At 34.7% G+C, this 25,123-nt stretch carries 19 protein-coding genes; 3 read left to right on the top strand and 16 right to left on the bottom strand.

The window, feature by feature from the left end; all coding sequences use genetic code 11:
• Positions 1–104 precede the first annotated feature (104 nt).
• The 8 genes from ABXQ82_RS17580 to pabB all read right to left on the bottom strand — a co-directional run bounded on the left by ABXQ82_RS17580 (position 105) and on the right by pabB (position 10,721).
• Positions 105–716, bottom strand: coding sequence for a nucleotidyltransferase family protein (locus ABXQ82_RS17580; RefSeq protein ID WP_367062882.1), 612 nt, complete (start codon positions 714–716; stop codon positions 105–107).
• Positions 717–719: 3 nt separating this feature from the next.
• Entirely contained in the window at positions 720–1,742 is a 1,023-nt protein-coding gene (locus tag ABXQ82_RS17575; protein ID WP_367062880.1) for an XdhC family protein, read from the bottom strand.
• A 32-nt stretch (positions 1,743–1,774) separates the two neighbouring features.
• Positions 1,775–4,000, bottom strand: coding sequence for a molybdopterin cofactor-binding domain-containing protein (locus tag ABXQ82_RS17570; protein ID WP_367062923.1), 2,226 nt, complete (start codon positions 3,998–4,000; stop codon positions 1,775–1,777).
• A 22-nt stretch (positions 4,001–4,022) separates the two neighbouring features.
• Positions 4,023–4,484, bottom strand: coding sequence for a (2Fe-2S)-binding protein (locus ABXQ82_RS17565; protein WP_367062878.1), 462 nt, complete (start codon positions 4,482–4,484; stop codon positions 4,023–4,025).
• A gap of 103 nt (positions 4,485–4,587) precedes the next feature.
• Positions 4,588–5,547, bottom strand: a complete 960-nt coding sequence (locus ABXQ82_RS17560) for an alpha/beta fold hydrolase (RefSeq protein ID WP_367062876.1) — start codon at positions 5,545–5,547, stop codon at positions 4,588–4,590.
• A 544-nt stretch (positions 5,548–6,091) separates the two neighbouring features.
• The gene (ade, locus tag ABXQ82_RS17555; protein ID WP_367062874.1) at positions 6,092–7,732 is read right to left on the bottom strand and encodes an adenine deaminase; all 1,641 of its coding nucleotides are present in this window, start codon (positions 7,730–7,732) and stop codon (positions 6,092–6,094) included.
• Between the two features lie 37 nt (positions 7,733–7,769).
• On the bottom strand, positions 7,770–9,080 hold the full coding sequence (tilS, locus tag ABXQ82_RS17550; RefSeq protein WP_367062921.1) for a tRNA lysidine(34) synthetase TilS: 1,311 nt from the start codon (positions 9,078–9,080) through the stop codon (positions 7,770–7,772).
• 336 nt (positions 9,081–9,416) lie between these two features.
• Positions 9,417–10,721 (bottom strand): aminodeoxychorismate synthase component I, encoded by a 1,305-nt coding sequence (pabB, locus tag ABXQ82_RS17545; RefSeq protein ID WP_367062872.1) that lies wholly within the window; start codon positions 10,719–10,721, stop codon positions 9,417–9,419.
• A 411-nt stretch (positions 10,722–11,132) separates the two neighbouring features.
• Here pabB and ABXQ82_RS17540 point away from each other — a divergent pair, with 411 nt between their 5' ends.
• Positions 11,133–12,023, top strand: a complete 891-nt coding sequence (locus ABXQ82_RS17540; protein WP_367062870.1) for an aldose 1-epimerase family protein — start codon at positions 11,133–11,135, stop codon at positions 12,021–12,023.
• A 40-nt stretch (positions 12,024–12,063) separates the two neighbouring features.
• The gene (locus ABXQ82_RS17535; protein WP_367062868.1) at positions 12,064–13,416 is read left to right on the top strand and encodes a DEAD/DEAH box helicase; all 1,353 of its coding nucleotides are present in this window, start codon (positions 12,064–12,066) and stop codon (positions 13,414–13,416) included.
• Between the two features lie 395 nt (positions 13,417–13,811).
• Here ABXQ82_RS17535 and ABXQ82_RS17530 read toward each other — a convergent pair whose 3' ends face one another.
• From ABXQ82_RS17530 to ABXQ82_RS17505, 6 genes are all read right to left on the bottom strand, one after another.
• Positions 13,812–15,590 carry an ATP-binding protein gene (locus tag ABXQ82_RS17530; RefSeq protein WP_367062866.1) on the bottom strand — a complete coding sequence of 593 codons (1,779 nt, stop codon included), beginning with the start codon at positions 15,588–15,590 and terminating at the stop codon, positions 13,812–13,814.
• A 1-nt stretch (position 15,591) separates the two neighbouring features.
• Entirely contained in the window at positions 15,592–16,722 is a 1,131-nt protein-coding gene (locus tag ABXQ82_RS17525) for a hypothetical protein (RefSeq protein WP_367062864.1), read from the bottom strand.
• A 375-nt stretch (positions 16,723–17,097) separates the two neighbouring features.
• On the bottom strand, positions 17,098–17,712 hold the full coding sequence (locus tag ABXQ82_RS17520) for a hypothetical protein (RefSeq protein WP_367062862.1): 615 nt from the start codon (positions 17,710–17,712) through the stop codon (positions 17,098–17,100).
• Between the two features lie 250 nt (positions 17,713–17,962).
• Positions 17,963–18,790: a mechanosensitive ion channel domain-containing protein gene (locus tag ABXQ82_RS17515; protein ID WP_367062860.1), complete on the bottom strand. Its 828-nt coding sequence runs from the start codon at positions 18,788–18,790 to the stop codon at positions 17,963–17,965.
• Positions 18,791–18,825: 35 nt separating this feature from the next.
• Positions 18,826–19,002, bottom strand: a complete 177-nt coding sequence (locus ABXQ82_RS17510; RefSeq protein WP_367062858.1) for a hypothetical protein — start codon at positions 19,000–19,002, stop codon at positions 18,826–18,828.
• Positions 19,002–19,577, bottom strand: a complete 576-nt coding sequence (locus tag ABXQ82_RS17505) for a sigma-70 family RNA polymerase sigma factor (RefSeq protein WP_367062856.1) — start codon at positions 19,575–19,577, stop codon at positions 19,002–19,004. The genes ABXQ82_RS17510 and ABXQ82_RS17505 overlap by 1 nt, the downstream gene beginning before the upstream one ends.
• A gap of 346 nt (positions 19,578–19,923) precedes the next feature.
• Here ABXQ82_RS17505 and ABXQ82_RS17500 point away from each other — a divergent pair, with 346 nt between their 5' ends.
• Positions 19,924–21,633: a hypothetical protein gene (locus tag ABXQ82_RS17500; protein ID WP_367062854.1), complete on the top strand. Its 1,710-nt coding sequence runs from the start codon at positions 19,924–19,926 to the stop codon at positions 21,631–21,633.
• Positions 21,634–21,855: 222 nt separating this feature from the next.
• Here the strand turns inward: ABXQ82_RS17500 and ABXQ82_RS17495 are convergent, their stop codons facing one another.
• A complete protein-coding gene (locus ABXQ82_RS17495; RefSeq protein ID WP_367062852.1) occupies positions 21,856–22,701 on the bottom strand; it encodes a DUF4249 domain-containing protein in 846 nt (281 codons plus the stop codon).
• Positions 22,702–22,704: 3 nt separating this feature from the next.
• The gene (locus ABXQ82_RS17490) at positions 22,705–25,083 is read right to left on the bottom strand and encodes a TonB-dependent receptor (protein ID WP_367062850.1); all 2,379 of its coding nucleotides are present in this window, start codon (positions 25,081–25,083) and stop codon (positions 22,705–22,707) included.
• Between the last annotated feature and the right edge of the window lie 40 nt (positions 25,084–25,123).

Raw genomic sequence — 25,123 nt, 5'->3', positions numbered from 1 at the left:
TTACTTCTAATTGAATGCTGCGGTTTATTCAATCTTGACGAATTTATAATCTAAATGGTCATACTAACATATAAAAAATGAACTAATTTTATCTAAGATTCAATTTAATGCTCCTTATTATCCAAGCTTTTATAGTCTTCTTTGGTATCGATATCTAAATTTTCAAAGTTTGGAACAAGTGATTTGACTTTGCTTTCATGTTTTTCTAAAATTAGTTTAGCACCAAAATCATCATCCAATTTATTTAATTCACTTAAATAACTTTTTGCAAATAATACAGGAACTCCATTTTTTTTAGTGTTATAAAATGTTGCAATTATTCCATTTTTATTAAGACTAAATTCATCTATCATTTGATTTAAAAACGAAGGGGTTACAAAGGGTTGATCTGCGAGGGCAACCAAAATACCATCAAAATTTTCTTTTGAATTAAAAATGACACTTGCAGCACGTGCAATGGACTTTCCTAAACCCAATTCCCATTCAGGATTCAAAATAATGGAAACCTTTGCCTCTTTTATTTCTTCTTTGATTTTCTCAGAATCTGCACCTAAAACAACAAAGGTTTTAACTGCTTTAGTAGTTTTAGCTATATTTAAAGTATGCTGAATTAATGAGGTATTTCCCCAATTAAGCAATTGTTTTGGGCTTCCCATTCTGCTTGAAGCACCTGCGGCTAAAATTACTATTGCAATATTTGGAATTCTTACAGTCAAACCCTAGCGCTTCAGGTGAATAGTTCCTGTTTTTTTACTTAAGGAAATTGGCGTTTCTTTTCTTGTGATCGACAATATTTCGGAAACTATGGCTATTGCGATTTCCTGAGGTGTTTCTGAACCGATATTTAAACCAGCAGGCCCATGAATTTTTTCCAAAAAAGTGTCATCTATTTCTGGGCAATATTCGATAAATTGAGAGAGCAAATCGTTTCTTCGCTTTGATGGCCCCAACAGACCAATATAATTAGGAGTTGTATGTTGCAAGGCCACCAAAAATCTCAAATCGATTGCAAAATTGTGCGTCATTAATACTATTGCTGTTTGATTGTCAATTAATGATACATCCATGGCTTCTGCCGTGGTTGCAAAAAACCCATGAGCCCCAGGGAAATCATCAATAGATTTTGATTCCTTGATGCCAGCTATAATTGTAACTTCCCAACCTGTTAATGCAGCATAGTTGCATAATTGTACCGCGTCGTGTTCAGCGCCAATAATAACAAGTTTAAAACATGGTGGCATCATCTGTTTAAAAACAGAGAGGGGTTCTTGCTTTTGTTTTACAAAATCGTCAGACATTGCATAGGTTTCTTGTCCTATTTTCAAATGAGATCCAATACCTTCTGAAACGTCTTCTGATTTTTCGAAATATGAGATTATTTCAAAAGATTTTCTTTCAGCTAAACACTTAAAAAACGAGTTTATAAAATTGTCATTCGGATTAAAAGGTTCTAATAAAATATACAAAATGCCTTCACAACCTAAACGATAGCGCCCATCATAAGTCATGATTTTAGGTGCTCCTGTTGTAAAAACAGATTGGGATTGCACTAAAATTTCCTTTTCAACACAACCTCCGCTTACGGCCCCTATCATTTTATCGTTTTCTAGAATCAGCATTCTCACTCCAGGTCTTCTGTAAGATGAACCATCTAATGCCACAACAGAGGCAAGTACAGATAAAACACCTTTTTTTCTTGCTACTAAAGCTTCTTCTACTATATTTTTGAATTCGTGTGTCATTTACAATCCTAGTTCTCAAAAAGCTTTAAAAATTACCCAAGAATTTCTGTTTCAATATTTAGATGACTCATATAAGGTTGCTTCGTCAAACGCTTTCCGGTAGCCTTATAAATTGCATTAGCAACTGCGGCTCCAACAGGCGGTAGCGTTGGCTCTCCCAAGCCTGTAGGATCTAAACCGTTTTCCACAAAATGCACATTTACTTTTGGCGTTTGCCCCATACGAATGAGTTGATAGGTGTTGAAATTATTTGATTTTGGCACACCATCCTTAAACCCAAAATCGGAATATAATGCATGCCCAATCCCATCAATAACTCCGCCTTTAATCTGGTTTAACGCTCCTAGTTTATTGACCACAATGCCGCAATCTACGGCACAGGTTACTTTTTTAACTGATGGCACTCCATTTTCCATGGTGATATCTGCAACTTCGGCAACATGTGTATTATGGCAGTAATATACCGAAAGCCCTTGATAAACACCGTTTCTAACATTACCCCAATTCGATTTTTCAACTGCCAATTTCAAAACACCTTGCAAACGTTCTGGGCTGTATTCAATGTTAGGATCGGGATTGTTTTTTACATTCTCCAGCAAATCTAGATGTAATTGCACACGATCAACCCCTAGTTCTTCCGCGAGTTCATCAAAAAAACTTTGTTCTGCACTCGCCAAGAAATTTGTAAACGGTGCTCTCCATGCACCTGTTGTAATATTACTTTGATAATTTGCTGTATCAACTTGATAATTTTCAATAGCTCCCGCTGGAAAGAAGTTTGGAATCAACCCATACATATTCCCATTGATACAAGCTTCTTTTAAATGATATCCCGTTAATTTACCATCTTTAATTGATGCCGAAATTTTATATTTTGAGGCAGGACGATAAATTCCTGTCGTCATATCATCCTCTCTAGAAGACACTATTTTAACTGGTTTTTGAATGGCATTTGATATTTCAGCAGCTTCATATACAAAATCGCCATACAAACGTCTTCCAAAACCGCCACCCATTCTCGTCATTTCTAAATGAATATCCTCAAGGTCTCTACCCAAAAGATCAGCAACAACTTTAGCAGCATCAGCAGGCGTTTGAACCGGGCCTACCAAATGTACTTTTTCAGGGGTAACATTTGCGAAAAAATTCATGGGCTCTAAACAGTTATGAGGTAGAAATGGTGCTTCATAAATGCGTTCTACAACTTTATCTGCCTCTTTAAATGCTTTTTTGATATTTCCGTCCGATCGTCTTTCTTTAAATTTGTTGTCATTAAGCAGCTCCAGTAGTTTTTCATCATGAAACTCGGTGCTTTCCAAAGAAGAATCATTTTTCCATATCGCCTTAATCGCTTTTTTACCTTTCATAGCATCCCACGTCGTTTTAGCGATAACCACAACTTTATCTGTAGTACTCAATTGTGTAGTCCAGCTTTTTTTGCCGGCATCAAAAAGAGCCCGCACTTTTTCGCCAATGGTAATGACATCCACAACCCCAGGCATTGATTTTGCTGCAGAATCATCATAAGATTCTAAAATCTGTCCAAATGCCGGTGGTCTTAAAACCGAAGCATACAACATACCTTCCTCTTTATAATCTAGTCCAAATAAGGGTTTTCCTGTTATAATTTTATCAATATCAACATTCCCTTTTCCTTTTCCTTTGCCAATAATTTTGAAATCCTTTGGGTCTTTCAGCACTACATCTTCAGGAACTTCGAGATTTGCAGCTTCTAAAACCACATCGCCATAGCCTAAAGTTTCTCCTTTTCCGTTGGTAATAATTCCGTTATTAACTTTACATTCAGAGGCATCTACGCCCCATCTCGCGGCAGCAGCATTGACCAGCATTTGTTTTGCCGTAGCACCTGTTTCACGCAATGGTTTCCATCCGTGACGAATAGACTGACTTCCTCCTGCAAGTTGTCTGGTATAATTTTCAGCATCCAATGGTGCTTGAACAACATATACATCTTCCCAAGGCACATCCAATTCTTCTGCAATAAGCATTGGCATCGACGTTTTTACACCCTGACCAATTTCTGGGTTTGGCGAAAAAATAGTGACTTTCCCTTCGGGCGAAATTTTTATGAATGCATTAAAATCGTTATAATTCAATTGGCTTAAATCAATGGGCATTTCAGCGTCCGCTTTACAGGCGTTGAATAAGTTAAAACCTATCAACATACCTCCGCTGGCTAAAGCCGATGTTTTTAAGAATGATCTTCTACTAAATTTAATCTGTTCTGAAGGTTTCATCATTTTGAATATTTATAGGTGTTTAACTTAATTTTTCCGATGCTATTTTTACGGCTTCTTCAATACTATTGTAAGCTGCGCAACGACAAATATTTCCATGCATTGCGTTTCTTATTTCAGATGAAGACGGATTAGGGTTCTTCTTCAAAAATGCCGAAGCTGTCATAATTTGTCCCGCTTGACAATACCCACATTGTGGCACATCAATTTCCTTCCAAGCTTGTTGAACGGGATGGTCTCCATGTTCTGAAAGCCCTTCTATGGTTGTGATTTTCATGCCTTCAGCTTGAGAAACCTGCAATAAACAACTCTTCATTGCGTTGCCATCCACATGAACTGTACACGCACCACATTGCCCAATACCACAGCCAAATTTGGTGCCTACTAGGTTGATTTTATCTCTTAGCACCCATAATAAAGGGGTGTCCATATCTGCCTCAACAGTATGGGTTTTGTTGTTGATTTTTAAGTTGAAAGTCGGCATAATATTTATTTTGGTATTAAGATATTAAAAATTGTCATTAAATTACTCGCAACTTATTAATTTAACACTCGGTCAATCACACCAAAATTAGCCTGATATTTACTTACTTCGTGTTTTCTAAGCAAAACTCTAAAGCGCGCTTCTCGTTATAGTACCCCCTTTTTTTAGCAATAAACCCTGAATGTCCGCCAAATTGAGGCATTTCTAAATAGAGATTCGGATTGTTTTTTGCTTCCTTAACTGGGTAGCATCGAGGCGATAAAAAAGAATCGTTTAAAGCATTGATAATTAAAGTTGGGATTTTGATGTTAGGAAGAAATTGAAGGCTACTGCATTTTGCGTAATAATCTTCTGCATCCTTAAAACCATGTGCTTTTGCTGTATAAACCGTATCAAAATCGATTAACGTTTTAATAGAATTCACAGCTTCTGCTTTTAAAAATTCCGGAAAACGCTGTTGTTTTTGTTTTAAACGGTTCAATAGATGTTTTAAAAATCTATCGTGGTACAATTTGTTTTTGAGTGTATGCAATTCTTTAGATGCACCAGACAAATCACAAGGTACAGAAACCGCAACTGCAGCCTTTACTTCATTTGGAACAGTATCCCGTTCTCCTAAATATTTTAAAATAACGTTTGCACCAAGACTAATGCCTTTTAAATAAATTTCAGAATACCCTTTTTCGATGGCGTGCTGGATTACGGTCGCTAAATCTTCGGTTGCACCAGAATGGTAACTGTAATATTTTAAATTATCCTCGCCGCTACAACCTCTAAAATTCACACAAGCCGCATCAATTCCGTTTTCGTTGAATTGCTTAGCTGGTCCAGTAATATAAGGGCGTTGCCCGTTGCCTTCCAAACCATGAAGAAGTATGATTAATTTATTTGATTTCTCTTCTGAAAAACTCCAATCTATATCAAGAAAATCGCCATCTGATAAAGTGATGCGTTCTCTTTGTTGATCCAAAGAAACGTTTCTGATCAAACCAGAATAAACTGTAGAGATAAATCCGTTTTTAAAATAAAAAGGAGGTTTGTAGGTTGAATTTAGTATTGGCATGTTTCAGTTTTCAGTTTTCAGTTTGCAGTATTCAGTCTCAGTCGCAGTCGCAGTCGCAGTCTAAGTTTGCAGTCTCAGTTACGATAGCTATAGGAATCAGTAATTTCAGTTGTCTATTTAAAATTCATTGTTCATTGTTCATTTTTCAGCTTACACTCTTTGCGTTTTTGCGACTTTGCGCGATAAAAATTTAGTTTGCAGTATTCAGTTTTCAGTCACAGTTGCAGTCACAGTCACGATAGCTATCGGGATCCGTAGTTCCAGTTGTCTATTTAAAATTCATTGTTCATTGTTCATTTTTCAGCTTACACTCTTTGCGTTTTTGCGACTTTGCGCGATAAAAATTTAGTTTGCAGTATTCAGTTTGCAGTCGCAGTCAAAGTCTCAGTCACGATAGCTATCGGGATCAGTAATTTCAGTTGTCTATTTAAAATTCATTGTTCATTTTCATCAATTCTTTTGACTTTAGTCATTAGCGAGAATATCTCCGTGAATCTCTGTGTTTTCTCTGCGAATCTCTGTGAAATATCATTTAGCAAACAAATCAGACCTCCAAAGACGTAAATTTAAAATCTTTTCCATCAAACAACCCTTTATCACTCAATTTTAAAGCAGGAATTACCAATAATGCCATAAAAGACAACGTCATAAAAGGTGCATTCAAATTTGAACCCAAATCTTTTGCCGTTCTATCTAATTCCGCATATTGTTTTCCAATTGTTTCACCATCTTTATCACTCATAATTCCTGCCACGGGAAGTGGTACTATTTTTTCTTCTCCCGTTCCGATGGACAGGTCTGAATCTGAAACGGCACAAATACCTCCTTTGTTTTCAATGATTAAATTAACCGCTTTACAGATTGCCTCATCCGAAACGCCGACAGCAATAATATTATGGGAATCGTGAGCAACAGAGCTTGCAATAGCACCTTCTTTTAATCCAAAATTTTTTATGAATGCAATAGCTGGCTCACTATTTTCATAACGATTGACCACAGTCATTTTCAGAATATCTTTTTCAACATTTGATTCCAAATTTCCGTTTTCTATTAAAGCATCTTCTATCAATTCATTGGTTACCAACTGTCCTTCCAAAGCTTCAATAACTCTGATTTTTTCTGCGGAAGATTCAAATCTGAAATCTGAAATCTCCTTTTTGCTACACTTAAAATTATTGGGATTTTCAAATACAACTGATTTGATTAAAGGTTCGCCCCTATCAAAAACCAATGCGCCGTTAATATACGTTTGTAGCGTTTTAAATGCTGATATATCTTCAACTAAAATAAAATCGGCAGCATCCCCAACATTTAATAAACCAACATCCAGATTATAATGTTTCACAGGATTAACGCAAGCCGCTTGTAACACCTTAAAAACATCCACTCCTTTTGAAACTGCTCTTGCACATAATTGATTGATATGACCAATGATTAAATCGTCTGGATGTTTATCATCACTACAAAACATCATGTTTTCAAAATGGTCTGGTAATAAATCGATTAACGCTTCAAGGTTTTTGGCAGCACTTCCTTCCCGAATTAAAATTTTCATGCCTTTTTGAAGTTTCTCTAAAGCTTCTTCATATGTAAAACACTCATGATCTGTTGAGATGCCTGCATTTATATATTTTGAAATGTCTTCTCCTCTTAGTCCGGGTGCGTGTCCATCAATAGGTTTATCATAATGTTTTGCCCATTCTATTTTTTTCAATACTTCAGCATCATCAAAAAGAACGCCCGGATAATTCATCAGTTCCGCAAGATATTTGATGTCTGGGTTTTCAAGTAATAGTTTAATTCCTTCGAAATCGATGACCGCGCCTGCAGATTCAAAATCAGTTGCAGGTACACAAGATGGTGCGCCGAAGTTGAATTTAAAAGGAACTTGCTTTCCGTTTTCAATCATGAATTCTACACCTTCAATCCCCAGAACATTGGCAATTTCGTGTGGGTCTGAAACCGTGGCAACAGTACCATGCGTTACAGCTATTCTTGCAAATTCCGAAGGTACCAACATAGAACTTTCAATGTGGATATGGGCATCTATAAAACCGGGAAGAATGTAACGGTTTACGCTATGTTCTTTTTCAACAATAGATATAATCTTACCATTTTCAAAAGTGATTTCTCCTTTGTAAATGTGCTTGTTTTGTATGTCTATTATTTTGCCTTTTAGTTTCATCCTCTCTGTCCTTTGGACATCTCTCCAAAAGAGAGAATCATTTTAAAGTTATTTTTAGAATACGCTTCGTGTTTTCTGTTACTCTGAAACGATTATCTGCTCGCTTACCAACAACCCAAACAATAGCATCTCCAGAACATAACAGCCAAGTATTTTCTTTGTCCAAAAGCGATAATTTTTCATCTTTAAAGTACTTACTCAATTTCTTTTTACCGTTCATTCCTAACGGATAAAACACATCTCCTTCCTCTTTTTTTCTGATGGTTAACGGAAATTGTAATTTATCTTTATCAACGAAAATTTCATTTTTATTCAATGTTGTAACGCCATCGGCTTCGTCAAAAAAAAAGATTCCAATGGGCGTTTCCACTTGTTTTTCGTTTTCTGAAATAGAAATAGTTTCACTTGCTTCTGAATTGATTTCACTCAACAGTAAATGCGCCCTGTTTTTTATTAAACGGTGTGTTGATGAAAACACTTGCTTACCTGTTTCTGCCTCCAATAAACCTAAAACATCATTCCATTCTGTAAATCCGAATTCTTTTAAAGCTTCATATAAATAGGCTTTTGGATGATTGACTTTTTTAAATTCCGAAATTTTGAATTTCACTTGGTTATCATCCATACTTTCAATCGCATTTTTTAAAAACCCATTAATACTATCTTCTACAATTGCTGAAGAATCGTTCAAATTAGTTAGTGTGGATTGAAAGCTTTGTAATAAACTTGGATTGATGTCTTTCAAAATAGGAATTACTTCATGCCGTAATTTATTGCGCAAATATTTTGTCGATTTATTACTGCTATCGTCCCGCCATTTAATGTGATGTTCTTTGGCATAGTTTTCAATCGCTTCACTTGAAAAAGGTAATAACGGACGCACAAATTTATCGTTCACTTCAGGGATTCCTGTTAGACCTTCCAACCCTGTACCTCTCGTAAAATTGATTAAAAACGTTTCTAAGTTATCATCGGCATGATGGGCGGTTAAAATATAATCGAATTTTAGTTGTGCTGCTAACTCCTCAAACCATGCATACCGTAATTCACGTGCCGCCATTTGGATGGAACGCTTGTGTTCTTTGGCGTATAAATTGGTGTCGAAATTCTGGATAAAAACCTCAACTTCTAAATTTTCAGCAAGCTCTAAAACAAATTCTTCATCGGCATCACTTTCTTTGCCTCGCAAATTGAAATTGCAATGTGCTAGTGAAATGTTGAGTTTTAATGCTTTGCACAAATGGGTTAAAACTACGCTATCAATGCCTCCTGAAATGGCAATTAAGAGTTTGCTTTCCCGAAGAAAAGTGAGGTTTTTTGTGGTATGTTTTTTGAAATTTTCGAGCACGCTCAAAGTTAATATTTATTTTAGCGCAAACCTACCTAAACGGCGGGCAGGGGCTCAAAGTTTTTTCGGCATAAAATTAAATTGCGAGAACAACTGAATAATGTGACTGCGACTATGACTGAGACTAAAATGTTATTCTCGCAAAGGCGCAAAGGCGCAAAGTTTCACGGAATGAAAATTGAATAGCGACCGCGACCGAATACTGGGACTGTGACTGTGACTAAAATGTTATTCTCGCAAAGGTGCAAAGGCGCAAAGTTTCACGCAATGAAAATTGAATAGCGACCACGACCGAATACTGGGACTGAAAACTGAGACTGAATACTGCGACTATACCTAATTCTCCAAAACCTCCCGCATCGCCTTAGCCTTTACCAAGCACTCCTCATATTCTTTTAAAGGATCACTTTTTGCAGTAATTGCACCACCAACCGAATAGGACACATAGTTCTTACTTTCGTTGTATAAAATGGTTCTAATCACAACATTAAAATCGAAATTTCCTTCTGGCGAAACATAGCCAATGGCTCCAGAATACACGCCCCGTTTGGTTTCCTCTAGATCTTCAATAATGTTCATTGCCGAAATTTTTGGAGCCCCCGTCATGCTGCCCATTGGGAACGTGCTTTTTATAATATCTACGGGATGGGTGGTGTGCTCTACTTTTGAAGTAACTGTAGAAATCATTTGGTGTACTTGATCAAACGAATAGATTTTACATAATTCTTTGACGTTAACAGATCCCTTTAATGCTGTTTTTGATAAATCGTTGCGCACCAAATCTACAATCATGATGTTTTCGCTGCGTTCCTTTTCATCATTTTCTAAATCGGTTTTTAGTTGATGGTCTTCTTCTTTATTTTCTGAACGTTTTGCTGTGCCTTTAATAGGTTGCGAAATAATGGTATTGCCCTCTTTTTTTAAATAGCGTTCTGGGGATGCACATAATGCATACTTATCATATAACTTCACAAATGAAGCAAATGGCGGTTTTGAAATCCGATTTAAATTTTGATAGGTTTCCAATGGATTGATGCAGGTATCTTCCGCATAAAACTCCTGACAAAAATTGGCTTCGTAAATATCGCCACGATGGATGTGCTCCAATATTTTATTTACTTTTTTGAAGTATTCGTCTTTGTGGATTTGGAGTTTTATTTTAATGTCACCACATAGATTGCCACGTCGTGCCTCCTCGCAATGACGAATGGCTTTTAAATCCGCTTCAAACTCATCATCCACGCAATTTAAATATTTGATTTCAACCTGATTCCCTTTTATTAAAAACAATTTTTTAGGCTGAAAAAAATACAGATCCGGGAATTCTAAGCCATCAAAATTTTGCGATTTTAGATTTTCAACATCATTCTTTAAATCGTAAGTGAGATAGCCAAAAATCCAATCGTTGGTGTTGGTTTGGTATTCTTTGAGTTTCTCAAACCCCTGGTGTTCATCTGTTTGGATACCTGTAAATGCATCTACGGCTAAAATAGCATCATAACTATAATAGTTCTGCTCGTCCCGATTGCTATCGGGATTGGAATCCAACCACACCACATCATCAAATTGTTGTGCCCAAATCAGTAATTGATTTTTAAAAGTTTCAATGTTTTTAAGTTTATGAATTTGTGTGGTTCTCAATAGAAAATATTATTGAGCAAAGTTACTTAGAATCCTTCATTACAGCGCAAAAATTTTGTTTATCCTTTATAAATGATAATGACGTAACGGAATAGAGAAAAGGCAAAATTAGAAACCTATTGATATTTAGCAGCTTAATTTTTTATTTCAGCTTTTATCACCTACTTATTCAAAATTTTTAAAACTAAGTTTTTTCTGTATTACTTTAATGCTAGTTTAATAAAAAGTCGACTATTAAAACTTTTTAGATGTAAGGAACGAATCTTACACCTCCCTTAATCCCTCCTTATTAGGAGGGAAACTTTTACGTATGAGTTTTTCCTATAAAATGTGGGGATTAAGGGGTGTGTCGTTTCATTCTTTTTAACTAAATTTAGATGCATCACTATTTTAATTCTTTAAAAAAAAAATATGTACACATTAGAAAACGATAAACTTAAAATAAAAGTCAAAAAAACAGGCGCAGAACTTTGCGGAATTTCATCTGTAAAAAACAACACCCAATTTATGTGGGACGCCAATCCTGAGGTTTGGGGGAGTTATGCCCCCAACCTATTCCCAATTATTGGTGCACTAAAAGAAGACACTTATATTTTTGAAGGCAAAACATATACCCTACCAAAACATGGAATTATTAGAAATAACGAGAACTTAAAATTATTAAACGAAACCAAAAACAGTTTGACTTTAGGGTTAGAATATTCCGAAGATTCACTAGAAATATATCCTTTTAAATTTAAGTTTTCCATCACTTACGTTTTAAAAGATAATTGCATTGAAGTATTACATACTATTAAGAATTTAGATGATAAACCCCTTTATTTCTCAGTCGGTGGACATCCTGCTTTTAAATGTCCTGTGTACAAAAATGAAGCTTATGAAGATTATTTCTTAGAGTTTGAACATCCCGAGAATTCTGTAACCCATCTTTTAAACCTAGAAAGCGGACTAGTAACTTCACAAACCAAATCAATATTCAATAACTCAAATATCCTGAAATTAAAGCACGATTTATTCAACGAAGACGCCCTCATATTCAAAGATTTAAAATCAAGAAAAGTCGCTTTAAAAAGTAAACACAAAGGCGAAATTTTATCGGTGAGTTATCAAGATTTCAATTATTTAGGCATTTGGGCAAAACCAAACGGCGATTATGTATGCATAGAACCTTGGCTAGGAATTGCCGATAGCGAAACCACCAATCAAAACCTTAAAGACAAAGAAGGGATTTTAAGTTTAGCGCCCAACAAATCGTTTCAAGCCACTTATAATATAGAAATACACAACAACCATTTAGTCTAAGCCCAAGAATAAGCTTAACTTTGCCGCAAAATTGCACATCGTGACGTTCCAAGATTTAAACATAAACACACCACTTTTTAATGCTTTAGACGATTTAGGCTTTACAACGCCTACGCCTATTCAAGCCCAAGCCTTTAATGTTGTGGCTTCTGGTAAAGATGTTGTGGGTATTGCGCAAACAGGTACAGGTAAAACTTTTGCCTATATGTTGCCAATTCTTAAACAATTAAAATATTCGCAGCAAGAAAATCCTAGAGTTTTGGTTTTAGTACCCACGCGAGAATTGGTAGTTCAGGTAGTAGATGAAATTGAAAAACTGTCCAAATACATCAATAATCGTGTTTTGGGCGTTTATGGTGGTACTAATATTAACACTCAAAAAAGAGCGATTGCAGAAGGTATAGATATTCTGGTAGCAACTCCAGGACGTTTGTACGATTTGGCATTGAGCCGTGTATTGCAACTAAAATCCATCCAAAAATTAGTGATTGATGAAGTAGATGTGATGCTCGATTTAGGGTTTAGACACCAATTGATAAACATTTTTGATTTATTGCCAGAACGCCGGCAAAACATCATGTTTTCGGCAACCATGACCAAAGATGTAAGCGCTTTAATTAACGATTTCTTTAAAAGTCCGGAGCGTGTCTCTATTGCTATTTCTGGAACACCACTCGAAAATATTTCACAACAATTGTATAAAGTGCCTAATTTTTACACCAAAGTAAATTTATTAGTACACCTGTTACGTGATACCGAACACTTTAATAGAGTCCTCATTTTTGTGGCATATAAACGAATGGCTGATAGATTATTTGAACAATTAGACGAATTTTTCAAAGAAGAACTCTGCGTTATTCATTCCAATAAAACACAAAATTACAGACTGAGAAGCATCGAGCAATTTAGAAACGGAGAGAACCGAATTCTGGTTGCCACCGATGTTATGGCGCGTGGTTTGGATATTGATAACGTGTCTCATGTCATCAATTTCGATACGCCCGATTTCCCCGAAAATTACATGCATCGTATCGGTAGAACAGGTCGTGCGGAACGTAAAGGCGAAGCCCTTGTGTTTGCTACCGAAAAAGAACAAGAATCCATAGAAAATATTGAAGCTTTAATGAAAATGGAAATTCCTGTGCTAGAAATCCCCGAAGTGGTGGAGATTTCTACCGAACTTATTCCAGAAGAACGTCCGCAAATAAAAGAGCGCAACAACCCTACAAAACGAAAAGATGAAGATGCGCCCGGACCAGCATTCCACGATAAATCTGAAAAGAATTCCAAAGAAAATTTAGGCGGAAGCTATAAATTTAAAATTGCCGCTAAGTATAAAAAACCTAAGACAAGGGGCGATAAGAATTATAATAAACGGAATAAGAATAAATAGTCGCAGTTTACAGTTGCAGTATTCAGTTTGGTTTTCTTCTATATTTTTAATTTGGGCGTTACCCTGTCGGGGTCGGACTTTCCGCTGTATCTTATGGTTTTGTCATTCCTGCGCAGGCAGGAATCCACAGGTAAATCCATAAGTGTTTTTTGATTCATTACTTTCCATCGAAAAACCAAAAGGATGCCGCTGCAACCCTTAACGCAGCTATCAGCAAAATACAGTTATAATTTATTTGGGTTTGGTTGTTTTGCTGATTTTGGTTTCTTACTCAAAAAGACTATTTGCTGGCGCTCGTTTTTAACGAGTGACCATAAATTGACATTTAAACTTACTAAATACGGTACTCGTTACAAACGAACACTAGCGTTGGATACAAATATTTTTAAACTTTTTTACTTTTTCCATTCTTGAATTATATCACCAAATTCAACATCTTTCCATTTTTCTTTCCAAACTTCAATATATTTGATATCAGATGATTTTGGAGATGGCGAACACTCATTTAAACGAACTAGTGATGGAATTGCAATAGATTCACCAACAAGTAATGCGTCGCCTGCTTTTAAAGAGGGTAACATTTCGGTCATATTACCCATTGTATCAGGTAGCAACTTTTTTACATAATTTTGGTCATCTGGATTAGTTAATCTCATTGCTATAAATGTATTGCATTGAGAAAATATTGTTTCAGATACTTCTGAAGGTCTTTGACTTACAATTCCGAGAGTTACACCATATTTACGACCTTCTTTTGCTATTCTTTCAATAGCGGTTTTGGAAGACCTGTATTTTACTAAATCACTTTTAGGAACGTACTTATGAGCTTCTTCGTAAAGTAATAAAATTGGTGTTTCACAATCAATACTTTCGTCTAATTTTTTCTTGTAGTAAAATCCAAACTCAAAGAGCATTCTTGAAATTAATGACACAGTTATGCTTAATGCTTCAAATGGAATTCCACCTAAATCTATAATAGTAACGTTTGAGTTTTTATTTGCATCACTTGAATATCCAATGAATTGCTTAATAGTATCTTCGAATGTTATTTTTTTAGCCTTTTCATCAAGTAGAAAATCTAATCTTTTATCATTCAATTTGATTTGTAGACGATTTATGAAATTTATAAACTTTGCATTTAGAGTTCCTGTAGCACTTCCTTTTTTTATAGTAAGACCTTTTTTAAAGAGTTTTAGTGCAGTTTCTTCTGAAAAAGTGAATTCTTCTTTATCATCAATCCATACTATGGATGTATCACTACTTTGTTTTTGTTCTATATTCCGATATTTCAAATATTGAAGCACTTCATTAATATCGAAATACAAAGGAGAATCAAAATGAATTTTTGCTTTTGTTTCAACACCATCAGTTGAATGCTTTTTTTTATTTAAAGTTACTGCTTCTTGAAAAACACTTCTTTGGTTATGGTCATTTGCATCTGTGTCTATAAAAAGCTCAGTTAACTCATCACTATTTAGTAACCAATATGGCAATGTTAGATTATTTATGTCGATATAATTTGAATCAGGAAACGCTTTTTTATATTCTCCGTGAATGTCAAAAATCACAATATGAGAATTGTTTAATCCATCATAACCACCATTTTTAGAATTTACAGCTTCTTGTAATACCTTTGCAACTGTATGTGATTTACCAGAACCAGTAGAACCAACAATTGCAAAATGTTTATTGAAGAATTTATTTCCATTTACAGGAACTTCAATATCCTTGTTTGTTAAAAGTGTAGCAAACGAAAATTTTTCATTTTCTGTTACGTCAGATTGGTATATCTTTTTTATATCATCAGCGCTTGCAGGTCTCACTTTGGTTGGTGGAATTGTTAATGAGTCACCCCCTCTTTGAAATTTATCATTTACCAATGTACCAAGAGGATTCGCTTCTATAATGTATCTTTTGTTTTTTAGGATTCTTTCATCACCATTTTCTTCAATTATTTTTTCTTCTTTATATTCTATAGAATAACTTTCTATAATAACGATTAATTTATGGTTATCATCATCTGAAACTTCTAAGTATGAACCAACTCTTAATTTTTCTAATTGGCTATCTATTGTAGAAAACTTACTCAAATCGTCTACTGAAATTTTGACTCTATTAGGATACACAGCAATTACTTCTGCATTCGGCTCTTTTACTTCATTTTGGTTTGTCATATTATATGATTTTTAATATTTCATTTGAGCTTTGAACCTCAATATTAGTTTCTTTAACATCTTGGTTTATTTCTAGTGGTTTGCTTTTGAAAAATTGATAAACTTCTTTTATCGCGTTGAAATTAAAGTCAATTATTTGATTTAATTCAGTTTCATTATTTATTATTTTAAGTGAAATTTGATTTTCTTTAGATGATTTTAAAGTAATTGAATTCAAGTTAAATTTACTATTCAAAAAATTGTAACCGTCTTTAAATATCAGTTTGGTTTGTACCAATTCTTCTTTAATTTTTACTATATTTTGCGAATCAATATTGCGAATGAACACAAATGGAGCTTCACCTTTAATATCTCTTTGTAAATTTTTTAAACACTTTTCACTTATCTTTTTTAACAGTAATACTAACTCTGAATTAGTTTCTAAACCATCAAGTTCGATAATGAAAATTCTTATTGTTTTGTCTATATTTTTAAAAGTAAAAAAATCCTTTTTTATTTTTTTGAAATAAGAATCCTTTCCTTTGAAAAATCTAAAACTATTATCAAAAATTACTTTTCTATCATTTCTAAAAAGTTCTATCAATTGTTTCTTAGTACAAGTTCTATTTGATATTTGATTAGGGGGATTATTTACAACTAAATTTCTTAAAAAATTGGATGCTCTACTATGAAATATAATAGCTTCATCTTCATTGTAATTCAAATTTTGTATTGAACGAATAGTTTGTTCTAACTGGATATCAAATTGAGATGCAAAATTTAACTTAAAAGCCTTTTCAAAATCAGTTCTTTGTTTTTGTGTATAATTTGATTTTGAAGAGCCTAAAATTGTATCAATTGATGTAGATTCTGTGTAACCATTAAAATCCTTGAAATAACAATAGAGAATATATTGTTTTGAATTGTTTTTTTTGAACTCATCTATAAGTTGAATTACCGGTTTTTTAATTGTAGACGGAGTAAACTTTGTTGCTTCCTTGTATTTTACTTGCATCACAAAATCAACAGAATCAATATCTTGATTTTGTTCTATATTTATTGCTTTATTTTCGTTTGATTCATTAAGAATCTCCAGAATGTTTTTATCAATTTGGTATTCAAATCCTTTTATAGCATAATATCCTCCATCCATTTTATAATTTTATTTTAATTTGGGTTTAGCATCATTCAAGTAACTTCAATGTCATAGTCTATTTCAAGGACTAACATTAGACATAAAACAAAGTTAAAATTTTATTGAAAGAAAATAGACAATCTGACGTACGAACTTATCAACAGTTATAACAAACCTCAGCAAACACGCCCACATTAGGCCCTGAAGCTTCGGGGGAAGTGGCATCCTTTTTTGTGCAGCTATAAATTTTATTTGAAAGCTATATTTTAAACTATAGAGAAAACTTAATGAGATACTGAAACAAGTTCAGCACAAGAAAGATATAACGGAAAGCCCAACCGCACTAGAGCGTGGTAATGTCCAAAAGAAAAAAACAATTTAGATGTTCAAAGATTAATCAAAAAACCCACTCCCCATTTCAATAACATCATTAGACCAAATCTTTATATTATCAAACTTGCCTGTATCATCAAAAGAACCAATGCCAATGCGTCCTTCTGTAAAATGTACATCGGTGGCTTCCATGATGGGTGTTTTACTTTCATCAAAATACACTTTAATGCTTCCTGAGGCTACTTCTCTTTCTATTCTAACTTTATGCCACGAGTCGGTTTTTCCCCAATCTGTGCCTTCGGTTGTTTTTGTGCCTATTGACTTTCTAGGTGCGTCGTTTACTATAAAAATATTATTTGCGTGGTCGTCGGCTTTACTTGCAATGTGCACGTAGTAAAAGTTGGTGGAACTGGTGGCTCCGAAAAACAGACATAAATCTCGATGACTGTATTCTTTTCCTGTTTGATTGAGTGCTGCTTCAAACACAAAATCGCCCACTACAACGTCTTTTATTAAAGCAATGTTGAATGGTGAACGCACTCTGGATTTGTAGTCGCTCTTCCCGAAGAGTTCTAAGGCGTTCCCTGTTTTGCTTTCGGATATTCTCCATGCTTTGGCATCCGTCATTTCAAAATCTTTTATGGCTTGTGGCGATTCGAAATCTTGGGTGTACACAAGGTTTATTCTATCGGGTATTATTGTTTGTTTTTTTGATTTACAATTAAAAGTTAAGAGCAAAAGTATAATGCATAATAGACGCATGGTTATGGATTTAATTTTATGAATTTCTAAGTTATTGCTTTTCTGATAAACAAAAAAATCCCCTTTCAATCCCGATAGTTATCGGAAGAAAAGGGATTATAACATGTAGAGAGCTTTCGTTACACAGAAAAGTAACCAACCAAATTTTAACCCTAACTTAAAGTTAATCCTGTATACTTACTTTGCTCTCTACAATATCTTTAATAGGCACAATAATCTTGCCTGTTTTTGTTTTTATGGTTACCGATATGCCATTAATTGATTCAACCTCTCCTCGGATATCGTTAAATTCTATAATTTGTCCAACTTCGTATGTTTTTCTGGCATAAAAGGTTCTTAGCAATTCGGCTACAACTCTTTGTGCTCCAAAACCAAGTGCCAATGCAAAAGCTAACAGGAACGCTGCCAAAATCATAGTAATATTACTGGTGATAATCTCAGTATCAACACCTGCCTGATTTAATGCAGTAATGGACACAAACGTCAAAATGATAAAAAACACCACCTGACTGATGATTTTTGCACCTGATAAATCCATAGATTCAAAAAACGACTTAAGACCTTTCTTTATCAAGTTTGCCAAAATCAACCCCACCGTGAAAATGATAAGTGCTGTAAATAACTGAGGTAAATATCCCAATAAATCACTTACTTTTTCAGAAACCATGGTTAGGTTCATGATATCTAATGCCATAATTATGAGCATGATGTACATGACCCATTTTACAAATTTTGATACTATTTTTATGGTATCGAAATTTAGCTTTTTACCTTCAACGATTTCTATTTCATTTATCTTGTCATCAAGCTTATCTGCCTTTGCTAATTTTAAAGCTTTCTTAATTAATTTTACGACTATCTTTGTTAATAACCAGCCAAAAATTAGTACTAAAAGTGTTCCAATAATATTTGGAAATATTGCTGAAATCTCAAGCCATATTGAAGTTAAGGACTCCATGGCAATATCTTTCCATTCTGATGCTTTTTCCATGATTAGTTAAATATTTAAGTTAGGGTTGTATCGTTTTACTTTTTCTTTCTTTGCTGCATTACAGACTCTATAATATCGCCAATATTATAAGAGAATAGTGCGGCTAACTCCATGATGAGTTTAGCCATAGCTATATCGCTCATAACCTTCGACTTAAGTTCTGGTGGAACTTCTTTAAGCGGTCTGTCTATTTGTTTAAATGGATTCTCCATTAGTTTTGGTTGCTAGCGTAAACATCGGTTAATTTGTCTTTCGCTCTTTTAATTCTCATTTTCACAGCACTCTCTCCTATTCCTAAAACCGATTCTATTTCTTTTATGGTCAAATAGTCTTGGTATTTTAACAATAGTATCATTTTCTCATCGGGCGAAATTAATTCCATGGCTTTTTTAAGCTTATCAACTCGCATGTTGAGAAATTCCTTGTCTTCTATCTCTTCCTCAGATATATTTTCAATATCCTTATAATCTACAGATTGTTTTTCAAATTTCTTTGCTGTATTTCTAGTCACATAATTTACACAATGATTATACGTAAACGCATACAACCATGTCGAAAATTTAGACTTCGCTTTAAAACTCCCCAATTTAATAAAGAGTTTTAAAAATACATCTTGGGTTAAATCTTTCGCCTCATCACCGTCCTTTGCAAAACCATAGCACTTGTTATACACCAAACCAGCATATCTATCATAGAGTATCTCGAAAAGCAATGTATCGTTGTTTTCAACAATTGCTTTTACCAGATCTTCATCGGAAATGCTGCTACTATTTTCTAGGGTTTTCAAGTTTAGCTTAACGCTTAATTGGTTTACTTTTTATTAAGACACTTGTAACTATAAATAGTCACATAATTTTGTAAAAAAAAGCAAAAAAATGCAAACTCGTTCTAAAATGGCTTCTTTTTAATACTCATTTGTTACGCAAACTCTAATTTTTATTATAATCTCTAGAAAAGAATCTACTCAACAATTTGATACTTATCAATGAAAAACCTTAGTGTCAAACTTTTAGGTGTTATTGATTAAAGGAAAATGGTCCTAAAAATTAGAAACAGACACTATATCATTAAAAAATCCATAAAATTTAGTAATTTTAAATCAATTAAGAATCTAACTATCAAAACTTTACACAATGAAAAATATAATTCTACTGGTCATCGCATTTAATTTTCTATGTTCTTGTAAAAGATCTAAAAAGCAAGGCGATGTTCCAATTGTAAAAACCACAATAGTATCAAAATACAATTGCGTGCCACAAGTTACCGATGCAGAATGGTACAAAGGAGACAATGTTGCGCCTTTATTAGAGGGCTATGATGTGATAAACTATCCCATATCAACCCAAAATAAATTGGTGCAGCGCTATTTTAACCAAGGTATGGCATTGGCCTATGCGTTTAACCATGCCGAAGCTGCGCGCTCTTTTTATTACGCCTCTAAACTCGACCCTAAATGTGCTATGGCATATTGGGGGTATGCCTATGTTTTAGGCCCTAATTATAATGCCGGTATGGAACCTGATAATTATGAAAGAGCTTATGATGCCATTCAAAAAGCAAAATCGTTATCAAATAATTGTACTGAAAAAGAAAAGGAGTTTATCAATGCCATGACATTGCGTTACGCGCCAGAACCGCCAGAAGATAGAAGCCCGCTAGATATTTCGTATTCTAAAGCTTTAAAAAAACTTTATGACACATACCCAAATGATACCGAAATAAGTTCTTTATATGCTGAATCGATTATGAATTTACATCCTTGGGATTTATACGATAAGGCGGGAAAACCGAAACCGTGGACTCCGGAAATTGTGTCTTTACTAGAAAAATTAATCAAACAAAACCCGAATCATCCAGGAGCCCATCATTTTTATATTCATGCCGTAGAAGCATCCAGTACTCCAGAGCGTTCTTATATATCTGCGAAAGCTTTTGATGATGGTTTGGTTTCAGGGTCTGGACATTTACTGCACATGCCATCGCACACTTATATTAGAACTGGCGATTATCACAAGGGTACATTATCAAACATTGCAGCCGTTAAAGCCGATAGCACTTATGTTTCAGCTTGTCATGCTCAAGGTGCGTATCCACTAGCTTATTATCCGCACAATTATCATTTTATGGCTGCAACGGCAACTTTGGAAGGCAATAGCCATTGGGCAATGATTGGCGCCAATAAAGTTTCAGAACATGTGCATCCCGAAATTATGGCAGAACCAGGTTGGGGCACTTTGCAACATTATTACACCATACCCTATTATGTTGCGGTAAAATTTAAAAAATGGGATACTATTTTAAACATGAAACTTAAAACTTATGATTTAAAATACCCAAAAGCGATTAGGCATTATGCCGAGGGAATGGCACATTTAGGAAAGGGCAATATTGATGCTGCTAAAACTGAATTAGAAGCACTTGAAATTTTGGCTAAAGATGACACATTAAATGATATTACCGTTTGGGATATCAATTCGGTATATCAATTGGTTCAAATAGCAGAAAAAGTTTTAAAAGCTGAAATTTTAACTTCTGAAGGCAATTATAAAGCTGCGAGTGTTTTACTGAAAGAAGCTGTCTCTATGGAAGACGCCTTAAATTATAACGAGCCGCCAGATTGGTTTTTCTCTATCCGCCATCATTTAGGAAAAGTTCTGATGTTAAACGGACAACATCGGTTAGCTATTGAAACTTATCTGGAAGACCTTGAGAAATTACCCAAAAATGGTTGGGCTTATCATGGCATCAAGACTGCTTATGAGAATTTAAATGATGAAGTCAATGCTCAGAAATATGGAGAACTATTCAATACGAGTTGGCAGCATGCCGATTTTGAATTATAGTAAAAAGTAATTTGGTATAGAACAAAAATTGAAAAGCAATCATTTAAAGGAGTGTCATTCGAACAGAGTGAAGCAATCTTTAACAACAGACAGTCTGAACATTCAACGGATTACTTCGTCGTAAACTCCCCGTAATGACGTCTGGGGTTTGATTTCCTGAACGTTAATGAATGACCGTCATTGCGAACGGCAAAACATTAATTTCTATTATGTAATTATAAATTACCGAAACACATAAGTAACCTTAACCACCTGCGTTAATCTAAAATACCCAAAAGCATAGTTTTCTGGATTTGAAGGATTGATACAATTTCCTTTTAGAGAAGCTGGAATTGTTCCGAAGGGATTATCGGCATTTTCGTATTGCTCGACAAGCAAATCCATATAATTGAAGTATTGCTTAGAAATGCCGTAGAAATTGATGTGAGCAATATCTCCTGGTTCAAATTCTTCTTGATTTGCGTCTTCATCATTTTCCTTTTCAAAAAATACTTTCATTCTATTACCGTTTGTGAACTCATCTGGAATTGCCAATAATTCTGGTAAAATATCGCCTTCTTCTTCAAACCGAAATAGATAAAAATTTTCTTCATTTGGGGGATCGTTAAAGAAAATATCAACCTCTAAAGCTTCATCATTAAAACCCCCAATTCTAGACTGACTTAACTCATCGATATCTACAACAGGTGTTAAGGTTTCTTCGGCTATATATGTCTCTCCGTCGTAATTTATTTCCAGCGTATAAGCTTGATTTAAAACCGGTACAAAACTAGATGTTGTATAAATTCCGTTCCCAGTATCACTAAAAACAAACTCGGCATTGGTAGTATTATTTGTGATTTTTACCGAAGCACCAGCAACATCTGTGTTGGTTAAATTATCAAAATAAGGTGTGGACATGCTCAATTTTATAGATTGCTCGTTCCCTTGAGTTTCTTTTTCCCAATCTATGGAAGCCTCAACCACCAATCTTGGTGCGGCCTCAGGAACATCAACATCAACCACATCGGTACAGGATGTGAAAATCACTAAAGCGAAAACGAGTATTTTATACGTAAAATGTTTCATCTTTTAAAATTTAAAATTATAGGAAACTGAAGGCACAATTCCAAAAATTGCTGTTCGTGTTGCTTCATTTGCACCTGTTTCCCTGTTTTGCCCAAACGACACAGAAGCTGCATTTCTTCGGTTGTAAATATTGTAAATTCCGAAAACCCATTCGCCTTTCCAACGTTTTTCCGGTTTTCTGTTTGGAACATAAGTTGCTGAAATATCAATACGATGATAGTCTGTTAAACGGCTTGAATTTCTATCTGAAAAATTTGCAATGTTCAAATCTTCGTAGGTATATTGTCCATTTGGATACGTAACAGGACGTCCTGTTTGATAGATGACATTCGCACCAAACGTCCATTTTTCGTTGAATTTGTACGCTCCAGTAACGGACACATCGTGTGTTCTATCTTGTGCTGCATAATACCAATTTCCGTTATTGATTCCTGGACCTCCAGAAACGCCTCCCGGTGTGCGCTGTTCTGCTTTAGAAATTGTGTATGCCAACCAGCCGGTAAAATCCCCTTTCGTTTTACGCAGTAAAAACTCTAAACCATAGGCGCGAAGTTCCCCATTTAAAATCTCAGTTTCTATGGTATTCTGACCTATTAAATCCGAACCATCTACATAATCAATTCTATTAGCAACTGTTTTATAATAGGCTTCAATTTCCAAAGAATATAATTTATCCTTTAGGTTTTTAAAATAGCCTATTGAATATTGATCGGACAATTGTGGCTTGATAAATTTACCACTAGGCGTCCAAACATCCAATGGCGTAACCGATAATGTGTTGGACAATAAATGAATGTATTGCGCTGTATGACTGTAGCCTGCTTTAATTGACGTATCCTCATTCAATACATATGAAATTGCCAGTCTCGGCTCTAAATTACCAAAGGTTTTTATGGTTTCAGTTCTTGCGTAATCTGTTTCCCCAGTAGCATTGCCTTCTTCATAAATACCTAAACTACTGTTGTAAACTATTGGCAAATCATTTTCGTAATTTGTTAATGGCTGTCCGCCACGTCTTATAAAATAGCTATATCTCAATCCATATGTTGCAGTTAGCTTGTCACTTATTTTATGTTCTGCACTTACATATAATCCATTTTCGAAAGCCCGTTTTTGGTCTAACACTAACGGATTAATAGATGAAGTTTCCGAAGTAGGATTTATTTCCCCGGGATTAAATTGATAGTAAATGGCATTCAACCCGAAATTCAATTGTACTTTTTCATTTTTAAAATAACTTAAATCATATTTGATATTGTAATTATTTATTGAAGAAATCCAATCGAAATCAAAAGACTTGAAATCTAAAGAATAATCATATTTACTATATATGAACGATAAATTTGAAAACAAACGATCGTTAAAAATATGATTCCATCTTAAATTCCCTGAAGCATTTCCATAACCGCTCACAAAGTTTGCTCCGAAATTAAACTCGTCTCTTCCAAAATATCCCGAAAGGTAGAATTTGTTGTTTTTATCAAGATTGTAATTGGTTTTTAGGTTTAAATCGTAAAAATAAGCACTATTTTCTTCGCCAGAAGCCAATAAAAACAAGTGGGCATAGGAGCCACGACCTGCGATTAAAAAAGACCCCTTATCATTATAGACAGGTCCTTCTGCTGACAATCGGCTTGAAATAATTCCAATACCTCCATTTAATTCGAAGTTTTTGCTGTTTCCATCTTTTTGGCGTACATCAAGTACTGAAGAAACCCGACCTCCGAAACGTGCTGGAATGCCGCCTTTATAGAGTTTAACATCCTTAATAGCATCCGCATTGAACACCGAAAAGAAACCAAATAAATGTGATGTATTATAAATAATAGCTTCATCCAACAACACCAAATTTTGATCTGCAGCACCACCTCTCACATTAAAACCCGCAGAACCTTCAGCGCCACTTGTAACTCCTGGCAACAATTGAATGGATTTGATAATATCCGTCTCTCCTAACACCACAGGCATGGTTTTAATGGTTTCTAACTTCAATTTTGAAACGCTCATTTGCGGACTTCTAATATTGACACGTTCCGATTCTTCAGCAACAACTAAGACTTCATCTAACTGTGTTGAAGCTTCGCTAATTTCAAAATTAATTTGCTGGTTTTCGGATAAATCAATTTTTTTCCTAATAGTTGCATAACCAACATAGGATATCACTAACTTATAATTTCCTTCAGGAGCCGTTATGGAATAGAAACCATATTCGTTTGTGATTGTGCCTATGGTCGTTCCTTCTAAAAATACTGATGCCCCAAAAACAGTTTCCCCGTTGGAAACATCAGTTACAGTACCACTTATTGTAAACTTATTTTGAGCTGAAACAGCTATGGAAAATAACAGAAACAAATAAAAACTCCACAGTTTTGGGTCAATCATAGCAACTATTTATAGTTTGCTAAATTACATAATTTCAGTT

Origin of the sequence: Algibacter sp. 2305UL17-15, assembly GCF_040720935.1 — a bacterium.
GTDB lineage: Bacteria > Bacteroidota > Bacteroidia > Flavobacteriales > Flavobacteriaceae > Jejuia.
Note: the sequence above shows the minus strand (reverse complement) of the source record. Positions and strands in the feature narration are given on the sequence as shown.